Raw genomic sequence first — 12,789 nt, 5'->3', positions numbered from 1 at the left:
TAATTGATATATTTGTAGGCAGACTTTCTCAAACCAATTTGTTAACTAATACATACCGCTATGAAACAGTATTTTCGCGTTCTTTTAATGGGAATCTCCCTATGGGCGGGAGCGACAAGCGTGAGGGGACAACGACAGGCTCAGGAGTCGAACCTAAAAGGTATTTGGCAGATGTGTTTCTACGTATCGGCCAGTCCGGATATGATCGGCGAGTTGAAACCCAGCAATTCTTTCAAAGTATTGTCGGACAATGGAAAATTCGTCAATATGACCGTCATTCCCAATCGAGGCGCCATTATTATCGGTTCCGGCACTTACGAAATAAGTTCCGATTCCATCTACGTGGAACATGTCGAAAAGAGTTTGGATTTGCCTCAGCTTACGGGTGCAGACAATATTCTTTATTTTACGCTGAAAGATGACGCCGAACTGATGGTGCTCAAATATTTCATTAAGAACGATCGCCAGGGGAACGAAATCAACACTTGGTGTTATGAAACATGGAAAAGAGTAAACATGCCGACCACCTACCCGAAAGATTTGGTCAGATAAACCTTTTCTATAGGCTGGTAGACTCTCCTCCTCATGCCCCATACAAGGCCTCTAAAACCATTGCCTCTTAATATATGTGAACAGAATGAGAGTCGCTAATGTAGACAATCCAGCATAGGGGATCATATTGATATAGTCGGTCGACCGATCGTATTTTATATGCGCCACATAGTTGAATGCATAGTAAATCGCAAAAGCGATCAATACGCCTATCAATGCCCCCGCAACGATATCCCCGGGATAATGAACGCCTAAGTAAATGCGACTGTAGGAATGGAAGATCGCCCAGGTAAAAATGAAGATGATAATCCGAATTTTTCGCAATTGCAGCGACATCAGCGTGGCCAGGGAAAAAGAATTGGCAGCATGACACGAAGGAAAGCCGTAATGGCCTCCGCGATAATCATTCACCGTATGAACAAGCTGCCAAATCGGACTCTCGACGTTGGTCGGACGAGGTCTCATCACCGCATGGCGCAATACGCTTCCGCAGACATAATCGGAAACGGCGAAATTCAGCAGAAACATAGCTATCAACACAAACAACACCACGTGAATGCCGTACTTCTTGAATAACACATACAGCAACACCGCGTACATCGGAATCCATACGTATTTATAAGAAATAAGCCACATCAGCGAATCGAAAAAAGAGTTGTGGAAACCGTTTAACCATAATAACAGATCGGAATCCATATGCTGCAGATATTCTATCATAGCCTCTATATTGATGAGCGCGCAAAGATACAAATATATTTTTAGGATAGCGCAGACTTTTGAAAGATTTGCGCATAAGATGGATTTTTACAGATCAGGCTACGTCTTCTATCCCCTCATTGAGGTTAGTGACCTGTCCGTTGACGTCCCGGATCCCGCCGGATACGTTGGATAACCTGTCCGTTGACGTCCCGGATCCCGCCGAATACGTTGGATAACCTGTCCGTTGACGTCCCGGATCCCGCCGAATACGTTGGATAACCTGTCCGTTGACGTTCCGAACCTCGCCGGATACGTTGGATAACCTGTCCGTTGAGGTTAGACAACCTCAAATTTGACGTTCCGGACGTATCCGGATAGGTTATATAACCTATCCGACGGGATAAACAACCTCGCCGGCGGGATTCGGGACGTATCCAGCTACATTAGGGGACGTATCCAAACGAGTAAAAGACATGTGCCGACCGTTTCTTTATATTTTTAGGTATATTATTTGTCAAAACCAGAACTTCGTTTTTTTATTTCCTTTTTTTCAACTTCCTTTGTCTCCGCAATGGAACAGATCGATGGAGACGAAAAATAAACCGCTTCCGGTCCTTACCGTTACCGGTTCGGATAGCACGGGAGAATCGGGCATTCAAGCGGATATCAAGATCATTACGGCGTTGGGAGGGTATGCGGTTTCCGCTATCACTTCCATCACCGTACAGAATACGTTGGGCATTCAGGATTTCTTCGACCTGCCCTCCGCGATTGTCGCTGGGCAAATCGAGGCGATCATCGACGACATTCAACCCGCGGCCGTGAAGATAGGAATGGCTCGAAGCGTCGAGGTGGTGGATGCAATCACGCTCGCCTTAACCAAATATAGACCTCCGTGCGTGGTTTATGATCCGATCGTCGTTTCGAGCCGTAACGAATTGCTCATGTCGACCGACGTGATCGAACGTATCCAATCGCATTTCTTGAAGCACTGTACCTTGGTGGTGATTAGCCGTCAAGCGGCTTCGTATTTTCTGAACAGGAAAATAGAAACCATCGACGAGATGACATCCGCCGCCGCCGAATTGCTGCACCGAGGAAGCAAAGCCGTATTGCTGCAAGAAGGAATGACTTCGGCGGAGATGACGACGGATCTCTTATTGATCGCCGGGGAACAGAAGCCAAGATACCTCTTCTCGCCCGCCGCTGCGGAAAATGTCCATGGCATAGGAGGTACGCTTTCTTCGGCCATCGCTACCTATCTGAGTCAGAAGCTCTCTATCCCCGAAGCAATCGAAAACGCGAAAAGTTATATCCGTCAGCAAACAACCTTTTCCGGCCGTTTAGAAGGCAGAGGAAGCGAACTGTATAACGAATTCATCGGCTTGATCGCTTCGCATTATCAAAGCAGCAATGACGTCCGTTATTATGCCGATCGGTTGAATGTTACCACCCGTTACTTGGCGCAGGTAGCCAAACGCTTGGCGGGAAAGACGCCGAAAATACTGATCGACGAGTACTTGTTGAAACAGGCGGAAGCGATGTTGAGCGGCAGCAATAAGACAGTGCAGGAGATCTCTTACGACTTGGGCTTCCGTTCGCAAGCCCATTTTACGAAGTTCTTCAAGAAATTAAAAAACGTAACACCGAGTGAATATAGAAATAATGTATAATTCCAAAAGCAAAAGACAGCATCCGATTTAAAACTTTTCGAGTATGAAGATAAGCGCTTTTGCCCTAAAAAAACGATTATGAAAGAAGACAGACAAACATTGAACCGTAATTTGGCTCAGATGCTGAAAGGCGGAGTGATCATGGACGTAACTACACCGGAACAGGCGAAGATCGCCCAGGATGCCGGGGCTTGTGCAGTAATGGCTCTGGAACGTATACCAGCGGATATTCGGGCGGCGGGCGGCGTGTCCAGAATGAGCGACCCGAGAATGATCAAAAGCATCCAGCAAGCTGTTTCTATCCCCGTGATGGCCAAATGTCGTATCGGACATTTTGCCGAAGCGCAGATACTGCAAGCCATCCAAATCGATTACATTGATGAAAGCGAAGTCTTATCACCGGCCGATGATATTTATCACATCGATAAGACCAAATTCGACGTGCCTTTTGTTTGCGGCGCTAAAAATTTAGGCGAAGCACTTCGACGAATTGCCGAAGGAGCCACGATGATCCGCACGAAAGGTGAACCGGGAACGGGCGATATCATCCAGGCAGTTCGTCACATGCGACTGATCCAAAGCGAAATCCATCGCCTCACGTCCTTGAACGAAAACGAACTCTACGAAGCTGCCAAACAATTGCAAGCTCCTTACGAGTTGGTGCGCTATGTGCATAACTATGGCAAATTGCCAGTAGTCAATTTCGCCGCAGGCGGGGTCGCTACACCTGCCGACGCAGCATTGATGATGCAACTCGGTGCGGAAGGCGTATTCGTAGGGTCCGGCATCTTTAAGTCCGGCAATCCGGCTAAACGAGCGGCAGCCGTCGTACAAGCAGTAACCAATTATAATGATCCAGACAAACTTGCCGAACTTTCCGAAGATCTGGGCGAAGCCATGGTCGGAATCAATGAACAGGAGATCAATCTGCTCATGGCCGAACGAGGGAAGTAAAAAGTATTTGGTTTATGAAGAAGATTGCTGTATTAGCGCTGCAAGGAGCTTTTATAGAACATGAACAACGGTTGCGAGAACTCGGTGCGGAAGTAGTTGAAATACGTCGATTGGCCGATTGGCATCAGCCCAAGGACGGATTGATCCTCCCAGGAGGAGAAAGTACCGTGATGCTTAAATTACTGTACGATCTCCATTTGTTCCATCCTATTCAAGAGGCCATCCAAAAAGGGCTTCCCACTTTCGGAACATGCGCCGGATTGATACTTCTGGCCAAACAGGTGGAAAACGAACCGGCAAGACGACTGGGTACCATGGACATCACGGTCAGGCGAAATGCTTATGGACGGCAACTGGGCAGTTTTCATACTTTCGCAGCAATGAAAAACATAGGCGAGAATATCCCGATGACCTTCATCCGAGCCCCGTACATCAGTGAAGCAAGACCGAATGTCGACCTCCTCTCGATCGTCGAGGGACATATCGTGGCTGCCCGACAGGAGAATCAGCTGGTTACGGCTTTCCATCCAGAATTGGACACGGATGCTTCCGTACACCGGTATTTCTTACAGATGATTTAAAAGAATCGGCGTTCCGAAAGCATTTACCAAAAGAAAGTTCCACCAATTATTTTTATCGACAATGAAGTATCGGCAAGAACAAGCTTGCACACAGACGAAAAAAGTGTGCCGTTTTTAACACTTTTATACATTACTAATTTGCATGGAAATAGAAGAATCGTTTAATTTGTAGCCTACATTTCTCGAAGAAAAAGTTAGATGGCTACGCTATATATAATTGCAGGTTGTAATGGAGCGGGAAAGACTACGGCGTCTTATTCAGTTCTGCCGGATATATTGGAGTGTCGCGAATTCGTTAATGCCGATGAAATCGCCAAAGGGCTATCTCCGTTCAATCCGTCGAGCGTAGCGATTCAAGCAGGGCGTCTGATGTTACATCGCATCGATGAATTATTGCTCTCTGGAGTGAGCTTCTCCGTAGAGACGACGCTTTCTACCCGTTCCTATTTAAGTTTAATCCGTCAAGCACAAGAAAAGGGATATACGGTGAATTTGATCTATTTCTGGCTCAACTCTCCGGAACTTGCTATTGAAAGGGTAAAACAGCGGGTATCCAATGGCGGACATGATATACCGCCCTTAATTGTACGCCGTCGTTATAAGGCGGGATTGAATAATTTATTCAAGATTTACATGTCGTGCGTCGACTATTGGATGCTTGCCGACAATAGCAACACACCTCGCGTGATTGTTGCCGATGCTTTCCGTAAAGGAAACGAAATTAGGATTTATGATCAGGACTTATTTAACCAAATAAAGAAATATGTCAACTAGAGAGGAATATCAAGAATTCAGTAACAGATTGCGCTACGGTTTGGAAATAGCGGAACAACAGTTGATAGAAGAAACTGCACGCCGTGAAGGTAAATTATGTTACGGGCATCCGAATGGCAAGATTATCCATATCGCTGCATCGGATGTGTTGAAAGAAAGAGAAAATAGCGGCATTACATGTCCGCAAAGCGATTTGGTCGAAGGCAGTTGGTTCCGTTGAAAACGATTCCCCGAAAAAGGTAAAAATGTAAAACGTCAAAAAAAAGCTGATTTTGTTTGTCAGTTAAAAGAAAAGCCATACCTTTGCAAGCCGATTATTATCAAAAGATTAAAAGTAAAATCTGGGCGCTATGATTAATCCTGTCCGAGGATAATTATAGAGGTCGGGATATAATTGTTTTTTAGTAGTTAACATTAAAAAGGATTTTAGAGTGGATACTTTAAGTTACAAGACTATTTCCGCAAATAAACAGACAGCTCATAAAGAATGGGTGATTGTGGATGCGACCGATCAGGTTTTAGGCCGATTCGGTTCAAAAGTTGCGAAACTGCTGCGAGGGAAGTACAAACCGGATTTCACCCCTCATGTGGACTGCGGCGACAATGTGATTGTCATTAACGCAGACAAAGTAAAATTAACTGGAAACAAGTGGACCGGAAGAGTTTACTTGCGTTACACAGGTTATCCTGGCGGTCAACGCGAATCGACTCCCGCAAGCATTATGGCTAAGCCCAATGGAGCAGAGGAGTTAGTAAAAAGAGTAGTAAAGGGTATGCTTCCCAAAAATCGGCTAGGTAACAAATTGATTCGAAATTTGTATATCTACGCAGGAAGCGAGCACAAGCAAATGGCTCAGAATCCCCAATCGATCGACATTAATTCACTTAAATAAAAAAGCATGGAAGTAGTAAATGCGTTAGGTAGACGGAAAAGTGCGGTAGCACGTATTTTTGTAACAGAGGGTACAGGAAAGATTACTATCAACAAGAGAGACCTTGCACAGTACTTTCCATCTTCGATTCTGCAATATGTAGTTAAACAACCCCTGAAAAAATTGGAAGTAGCTGAAAAATACGATATCAAGGCTAATCTTCAAGGAGGCGGATTCACCGGTCAGTCGCAAGCGTTACGATTGGCCATCGCCCGCGCGCTGGTGAAGATCAATGCGGAAGACAAACCTGTGCTGCGTGCTGCAGGATTCGTCACACGTGACTCACGCAAAGTGGAACGTAAAAAACCAGGACGCCCGAAAGCACGCAAGAGATTCCAATTCAGCAAACGTTAACCGTCGGTGGAATAGAAGATTGCGTTTAGTATCTAAACCGTCGGGATTCTTTAATCGGACAGACTACCCGATGGCTGGTTAGAAAGAAACAAAAAAGAAAGTAAACGATTTAAAGAAAAATAAAATGTCCAGAACAAATTTTGATACATTATTGCAGGCGGGTTGCCACTTTGGGCACTTACGAAGAAAATGGAACCCTGCAATGGCTCCTTACATCTTTATGGAGCGCAATGGTATTCATATCATTGACCTTAACAAAACAGTAGCCAAGGTGGAAGAAGCTGCTGAAGCAATGAAACAAATTGCAAAATCAGGAAAGAAAATCCTGTTTGTCGCTACTAAGAAACAAGCCAAGCAGATTGTAGCTGAGAAAGCTACTTCTGTGAACATGCCTTATGTGATCGAACGCTGGCCGGGCGGTATGTTGACAAACTTCCCGACGATTCGCAAGGCAGTAAAAAAGATGACCACAATCGATAAGCTGACCAATGACGGCACTTTTGCGAACTTATCCAAACGCGAAATGTTGCAAATCTCGCGTCAGCGAGCTAAGTTAGAGAAGAATTTAGGCTCTATTGCAGATTTGACTCGCCTGCCTGCCGCCTTATTTATCGTCGACGTATTGAAAGAGAATATAGCTGTTCGCGAGGCTAATCGGCTCGCTATTCCGGTGTTCGGGATTGTCGATACGAACTCGAACCCTAATAATATCGATTTCGTCATTCCTGCAAACGACGATGCGACGGATTCGATAGAGGCTATCTTGGACGTCGTTTGCGGTGCCGTAGCAGAAGGTTTGGAAGAGCGGAAAGCCGAGAAGTTAGACCAAGAGACCGGCGAAGAAAACGCTCCGAAAGTCAACAGGAAGAAAACGACAAAGGCCCGTTTAGGAAAGGCGGAAGAAGATGCGATCAACGCATCTAAAGCTGCCGCTTTCATGAAAAATAAGGACGAAGAAGCCTAACGTGATAAGGAATTGAGAGTTGAGAGTAAGAATCCAAAAGGCTACGGACATCCGTGCTGCAAAGTTTGTATTCTGCACTTTCAACTCTCAATTTACGTAAATGGAATATTAACCGATAAAAAAATGATATTATGGCTGTAACTATAGCTGATATTACGAAGCTCCGGAAATTGACCGGAGCAGGCATGATGGATTGTAAAAATGCATTGGAACAATCTAATAACGATATGGAGAAAGCAATTGAAATCTTGCGCCAAAAAGGACAGGCTGTAGCGGCTAAACGCTCCGACCGCGACGCTTCGAACGGTTGCGTTCTGGTCAAGTCGACAGGCAATTTCGCTGCACTGATCGCACTGAAATGCGAAACCGACTTCGTGGCGACTAATGTCGATTTCGTAGCTTTAACTCAACAAATCTTAGACGCTGCTGTCGCGGCCAAGTGCAAAACTTTAGAGGAAGTCAAGACGCTTTCTTTGGGAAAGGAAACCGCTCAGGACGCCATCATCGCCCGCAGCGGCATCACTGGCGAAAAAATGGAATTGGGCGCTTATCTGACGGTCGAGGGTACAACCGTCGCTATCTATAATCACCAAGGCAAGAACATTTTGGGAACGATGGTCGCATTTAACAAATTGGCTGATGAGGCCCTCGCCCACGAAATTGCGATGCAAATCGCCGCCATGAACCCGATTGCGATCGATCAGGCCAGCGTTCCACAGGAAGTGAAAGACAACGAATGGAAAGTCGCCCTGGAAAAAACGAAAGAAGAACAAATTGAAAAAGCCGTTCAGAACGCCCTGAAAAAGGCTGGATTCAACCTCTATATTGCCGAGAACGAAGAACACTTGGCAGAAGGCATCAGCAAGAAAGAAATTACCGAAGCCCAAGCTGACGAGATTCGTCGGATCAAAAAGGAGACGGCGGAGCAGAAAGCGGCTAACCTGTCCCAACAAATGATCGAGAATATCGCCAAAGGGCGGATGGCGAAATTCTACAAAGAAGTTTGTCTGGTCGAACAAGAAGATATCATGGATCCGACAATGACTATCGGACAATTGATGGCGAAGTCGGATGCTGAGCTGAAAATCGCAGACTTCAAACGTTTTACGCTTCGTGCCGAATAACGAAACTGTCGATATCTACAAAGAGAGAGACATGACATGGTCGAGTCTCTTTCTTTTCTAAAACAGACCTTCGGCGAATAAATTCATCTCTTTCCTGAAAGCAGTACAAATAAAAATGCTAAATTTGTATTCGTAATCGAAAAGAGATGAGTATGATTTTGCGTAAACCGATCGATAAAGTTCCCGAACCTACACTTCGACGCCTCCCTTGGTACCTTTCCTCCGTAAAGCTGATGAAGGGGGAAGGCGAGAAATATGTTTCATCTACGCAAATCTCTAAACTGACCAATATCGATGCTGCCCAGATAGCGAAGGATTTATCGTATGTAAACATCTCAGGACGGACGAGGGTCGGTTACGACGTCGGAGCACTGATCGATGCCTTGGAGCGTTTTCTCGGCTTCACAAGCAGCCACCAAGCCTATCTGTTCGGGGTCGGTAGCTTAGGAGGAGCTTTGCTTCAAGACTCCGGTTTAAATCACTACGGGCTGAAAATTGTCGGCGCATTCGATATAAATGCTGCCATCATCGGCAAGGTAATCGGGAGTGTTCCTGTTTACCATGTCAACCGATTAGAAGCATTAATGAAGCAGACGAATGTCCGCATCGGTATACTGACTGTCCCTATCACTTCGGCGCAAAAGGTGACCGACCGCATGGTTGCTTCCGGCATCCGAGCCATCTGGAATTTCACCCCTTTCCGGATCCACGTCCCCGAAGGAATCGTAGTGCAAAACACTTCCATCTACGCTCATTTAGCCTTGATGTTTAACCGTTTAAACGATAATCAGAAGCTATTATGAAGATATTTGCTGTGGGGATGAACTATGCGGCCCATTGCCGGGAATTGCATCCAGATAAACCCTTGCCGACCGAGCCAGTTATCTTCCTCAAACCGGATTCAGCGCTCCTGAAAGACAGTAACCCTTTCTTCCTTCCCAATTTTTCCGAACGAATAGAATACGAAACGGAATTAGTCGTTCGAATCAATCGATTGGGCAAATGTATCCCCGAACGCTTCGCTTCCCGGTATTACGATGCGGCGACAGTCGGTATTGATTTGACGGCGAGAGACTTGCAACAAAAGCTGGCGGAGGCAGGCAACCCTTGGGAAATATCGAAAGGTTTCGACGGAGCGGCAGTTATTGGCGATTTTGTCTCCGTAGAACAACTGAGAGACATACGGCAACAATCATTCCGCCTTGATATCGATGGGAAGACGGTCCAAGAGGGCAATACGTCCGACATGATCTTCGGCGTAAATCGGATCATTTCGTATATCAGCCACTTCTTCACCCTGAAGATGGGTGATCTGCTTTACACCGGTACCCCTGCAGGTGTCGGGCCGGTGCATATCGGGCAACATCTGGAAGGTTTCTTGGGAGATAAAAAAGTATTAAATTTTTATGTACGATGAAGATACGTGTAGGATTCGGCTATGATGTACACCGGTTGGTTCCTGATCGGGAGTTATGGTTAGGAGGTATCGAGCTGGAACATTCCATGGGGTTGCTCGGTCATTCGGATGCCGACGTGTTGATTCATGCCATTTGCGATGCATTGCTTGGAGCAGCCAATATGCGGGATATCGGTCAACATTTTCCCGATACGGAAGAAGTGTTAAAAGGCATCGACAGCAAAATTCTACTTTCCCAAACGGTCGAACTGATAGCCGCAAAAGGCTATCGGGTAGGAAATATCGATGCGACGATCTGTGCGCAACGCCCGAAGCTGAATCCGCATATCCCCAAAATGCAAGCAGTCCTAGCCCGTTTAATGCACGTCGATCAAAATGACGTTTCCATTAAGGCTACCACTTCTGAAGGCCTAGGTTTTGTCGGTAGGGAGGAGGGGATTGCCGCTTATGCAACGGTATTGATCGAAAAAAACTGAGTTTCTATACTTCATACCCGATATTCGGTGAGCAAAAAACCGATGCAGCATTAATGATAAACTCCGGCGTAATGGACATTTGGTAGGCTGAAAAACCTCTCAAATGTTAGTAATGGACATTCGGGCTGTCATATCGCGTATCTGATAAGGAGCTCGCACGGTTGCGCTATAAGATTAATCCCAAACTGAGGAGCAATCCGAACAGAAGTATATTGCGTGAAGTTTTTCCGAGAATGATGTTTAACACTTTTCCTTCTCGGATTCGAACCATCTCTTCCCATGTCAAGAAGTGTATCGGCAAATAAAATTGTGGAAGAACGGCCGCCCCAAGATGGCCGCTGAAGACGAAGAGCAGGCACAATTCGGTAGCTGCGATGCCGAGCAGCAAATAGAGCTGTCGCCCCGCCTTTTCGCCCCAACGGACGACAACGGTTTTCTTTCCACTCTTTTTATCTTGCTCGCGATCTCGATAGTTATTGACCATCAGCAATGTGTTGACCGCTAAGCCGCAAGCGGTGGAAGCGACGGTGACGTCCCATGTCCAATCGTGAACCATGACATAAAAGGTACCTCCTACGGGGACGAAACCAAAGAAGAGGAGCACCAGCACATCTCCCCAACCATGATAAGCTAATGGATAAGGACCACCAGTATACAGAAAGGCGAACAAGATGCAGACGAGGCCGATGGGAATCAATTCCCACCCTGCATAAAAGAGGACAAAAGAACCGACGAGGCAAGCTGTAACAGAAACGACGACGATACCCTTCCACATCGCCTGCAAACTGATCCAGCCCTGCGCACAGGCCCTTTCTGGCCCAAGTCGGTCGTCCCGGTCAATCCCCTTCTTGAAGTCATAATAATCATTAATGAAGTTGGCATCAATTTGCATGATGAAAGCGAACAGGAAGCAGACGACGGCGGGAATCAACTGAAACCTGTTTACCCCGTATGCCAAACTACAACCGATCATGATTGGAACACCAGCACCGGTCAATGTTTTCGGACGGGCAGCCAGTACCCATGCCCTCATAGAGTTTATCTCAACGTCATTCATCATGAAACATCTTCTTAATCTTTTTATATACAGCCGGGTGTAGAAAGTAACGCACATCCTTCCCGGTTTCGATGGCTTCACGAATGATCGTCGAACTCATCTCGAAGATCGGCGCTTTCACAAACCTTACTTGGCGGGGTAAAGCACTCTCGTCAATATCGAAGCCCAAACGCGGATAGATCAAGAGGTGATGCCGGCTGAGAATTTGTTCCGGTTGATGCCATCGAGAGAATATTTTCCAGTTATCCGATCCGATGATCAACGCGAAAGTCCTGTCGGGATATTCTTGCTGCAAAGCGTCCAGCGTGGTAATCGTATAGGAAGGATCGGGAAGATGGAACTCATAATCGGAGACGCGGAACTTCGGATAGTCGTCGATTGCAAGTTTGACTAATTCTAACCGAAAATTATCATCCCAAAGCTCTGATTCTTTTTTCAGCGGATTATGCGGAGTGACGAGAAACCATACCTCATCCAAAATATCGTATTCGCATAAGTAATTAGCCAAAGCTAAATGTCCGATGTGAATAGGGTTGAACGAGCCGCTAAAGATACCTGTTCTAATTCTTGCCTGCTGCAGCGTACTTTTTCTCTCTTTTTCCATTCTTTGTCATTATAGATCCGACTTACGATGCATAGAAACGTTGCCTTATCCATTTTTCTTTCTATCGAAGGAATGCTTTGACCAGCTTTAATGCTTCGGTTTTCGCCTCCTCCAACTCATTGTTCACGATGATTTTATCAAACTTCTCGGCGAAAGACAGTTCGAACCGAGCTCTGGCGAGGCGATCCTCGATCACGTCCGGCTTATCCGTCGCGCGGTTTACCAACCGTTTGCGCAACTCCTCGACGCTCGGCGGTTGAACGAAGATGGCTAATGCGTTCTCTCCATAATATTTTTTTATGCTGCATCCGCCTTTCACATCCACGTCAAAGATTACGTTGAAGCCTTCGCTTAATTGCTTTTCCACAGGTGCTTTCAAGGTGCCGTAAAAACGATTGGGATAGACTTCTTCGTATTCTAAAAATTCATTTCTTTTGATGCGTCGCTTAAATTCTTCCGGCGAAAGAAAATAATACTCCACACCATTTTTTTCCTTTCCGCGAGGCGCGCGGTCGGTTGCCGAGATAGAAAAGGCGAGGTGCAAGTTCTGAGTCAGCAGATAGTCAATGATCGTCGACTTTCCTGATCCGCTCGGTGCGGAGAAGATGATTATTTTTCCTTTGCCCAT

17 protein-coding genes are annotated in these 12,789 nt (G+C 46.1%); 13 read left to right on the top strand and 4 right to left on the bottom strand.

Features of this window, described 5'->3' with window-relative positions:
* The first annotated feature begins 60 nt into the window (after positions 1–60).
* Positions 61–552, top strand: a complete 492-nt coding sequence (locus BN102_RS02875; protein ID WP_019207568.1) for a DUF4488 domain-containing protein — start codon at positions 61–63, stop codon at positions 550–552.
* A 51-nt stretch (positions 553–603) separates the two neighbouring features.
* Here BN102_RS02875 and BN102_RS02870 read toward each other — a convergent pair whose 3' ends face one another.
* The gene (locus BN102_RS02870) at positions 604–1,269 is read right to left on the bottom strand and encodes a phosphatase PAP2 family protein (protein ID WP_019207567.1); all 666 of its coding nucleotides are present in this window, start codon (positions 1,267–1,269) and stop codon (positions 604–606) included.
* Between the two features lie 566 nt (positions 1,270–1,835).
* Between BN102_RS02870 and BN102_RS02865 the strand changes: the two genes are divergently transcribed.
* The 12 genes from BN102_RS02865 to ispF all read left to right on the top strand — a co-directional run bounded on the left by BN102_RS02865 (position 1,836) and on the right by ispF (position 10,500).
* A complete protein-coding gene (locus tag BN102_RS02865) occupies positions 1,836–2,924 on the top strand; it encodes a hydroxymethylpyrimidine/phosphomethylpyrimidine kinase (RefSeq protein ID WP_019207566.1) in 1,089 nt (362 codons plus the stop codon).
* Positions 2,925–3,002: 78 nt separating this feature from the next.
* Positions 3,003–3,878: a pyridoxal 5'-phosphate synthase lyase subunit PdxS gene (gene pdxS / locus BN102_RS02860; RefSeq protein ID WP_019207565.1), complete on the top strand. Its 876-nt coding sequence runs from the start codon at positions 3,003–3,005 to the stop codon at positions 3,876–3,878.
* Between the two features lie 14 nt (positions 3,879–3,892).
* The gene (gene pdxT, locus BN102_RS02855; protein WP_019207564.1) at positions 3,893–4,459 is read left to right on the top strand and encodes a pyridoxal 5'-phosphate synthase glutaminase subunit PdxT; all 567 of its coding nucleotides are present in this window, start codon (positions 3,893–3,895) and stop codon (positions 4,457–4,459) included.
* Between the two features lie 198 nt (positions 4,460–4,657).
* Entirely contained in the window at positions 4,658–5,233 is a 576-nt protein-coding gene (locus BN102_RS02850) for an ATPase (protein ID WP_019207563.1), read from the top strand.
* A complete protein-coding gene (locus BN102_RS02845; protein ID WP_019207562.1) occupies positions 5,223–5,453 on the top strand; it encodes a DUF8506 family protein in 231 nt (76 codons plus the stop codon). The genes BN102_RS02850 and BN102_RS02845 overlap by 11 nt, the downstream gene beginning before the upstream one ends.
* A 211-nt stretch (positions 5,454–5,664) precedes the next feature.
* A complete protein-coding gene (gene rplM / locus BN102_RS02840; RefSeq protein WP_019207561.1) occupies positions 5,665–6,126 on the top strand; it encodes a 50S ribosomal protein L13 in 462 nt (153 codons plus the stop codon).
* Positions 6,127–6,132: 6 nt separating this feature from the next.
* The gene (rpsI, locus tag BN102_RS02835) at positions 6,133–6,519 is read left to right on the top strand and encodes a 30S ribosomal protein S9 (RefSeq protein ID WP_019207560.1); all 387 of its coding nucleotides are present in this window, start codon (positions 6,133–6,135) and stop codon (positions 6,517–6,519) included.
* Positions 6,520–6,643: 124 nt separating this feature from the next.
* Positions 6,644–7,483: a 30S ribosomal protein S2 gene (rpsB, locus tag BN102_RS02830; RefSeq protein ID WP_021312148.1), complete on the top strand. Its 840-nt coding sequence runs from the start codon at positions 6,644–6,646 to the stop codon at positions 7,481–7,483.
* Positions 7,484–7,614: 131 nt separating this feature from the next.
* The gene (gene tsf / locus BN102_RS02825; protein ID WP_019207558.1) at positions 7,615–8,607 is read left to right on the top strand and encodes a translation elongation factor Ts; all 993 of its coding nucleotides are present in this window, start codon (positions 7,615–7,617) and stop codon (positions 8,605–8,607) included.
* A gap of 146 nt (positions 8,608–8,753) precedes the next feature.
* Entirely contained in the window at positions 8,754–9,410 is a 657-nt protein-coding gene (locus BN102_RS02820; RefSeq protein ID WP_035456747.1) for a redox-sensing transcriptional repressor Rex, read from the top strand.
* Positions 9,407–10,024, top strand: a complete 618-nt coding sequence (locus BN102_RS02815; RefSeq protein ID WP_021312202.1) for a fumarylacetoacetate hydrolase family protein — start codon at positions 9,407–9,409, stop codon at positions 10,022–10,024. Before BN102_RS02820 ends, BN102_RS02815 begins: the two co-directional genes overlap by 4 nt.
* Positions 10,021–10,500, top strand: a complete 480-nt coding sequence (gene ispF, locus BN102_RS02810) for a 2-C-methyl-D-erythritol 2,4-cyclodiphosphate synthase (RefSeq protein WP_019207555.1) — start codon at positions 10,021–10,023, stop codon at positions 10,498–10,500. The genes BN102_RS02815 and ispF overlap by 4 nt, the downstream gene beginning before the upstream one ends.
* 166 nt (positions 10,501–10,666) lie before the next feature.
* Here ispF and BN102_RS02805 read toward each other — a convergent pair whose 3' ends face one another.
* The 3 genes from BN102_RS02805 to gmk all read right to left on the bottom strand — a co-directional run bounded on the left by BN102_RS02805 (position 10,667) and on the right by gmk (position 12,789).
* Positions 10,667–11,557: a 1,4-dihydroxy-2-naphthoate polyprenyltransferase gene (locus BN102_RS02805; protein ID WP_035456744.1), complete on the bottom strand. Its 891-nt coding sequence runs from the start codon at positions 11,555–11,557 to the stop codon at positions 10,667–10,669.
* On the bottom strand, positions 11,550–12,137 hold the full coding sequence (gene nadD / locus BN102_RS02800) for a nicotinate (nicotinamide) nucleotide adenylyltransferase (protein WP_035456839.1): 588 nt from the start codon (positions 12,135–12,137) through the stop codon (positions 11,550–11,552). The genes BN102_RS02805 and nadD overlap by 8 nt, the downstream gene beginning before the upstream one ends.
* A gap of 85 nt (positions 12,138–12,222) precedes the next feature.
* Positions 12,223–12,789 (bottom strand): guanylate kinase, encoded by a 567-nt coding sequence (gene gmk / locus BN102_RS02795; protein WP_019207552.1) that lies wholly within the window; start codon positions 12,787–12,789, stop codon positions 12,223–12,225.

This window comes from Phocaeicola abscessus CCUG 55929, from assembly GCF_000312445.1.
Lineage (GTDB): Bacteria > Bacteroidota > Bacteroidia > Bacteroidales > Bacteroidaceae > Phocaeicola > Phocaeicola abscessus.
Note: the sequence above shows the minus strand (reverse complement) of the source record. Positions and strands in the feature narration are given on the sequence as shown.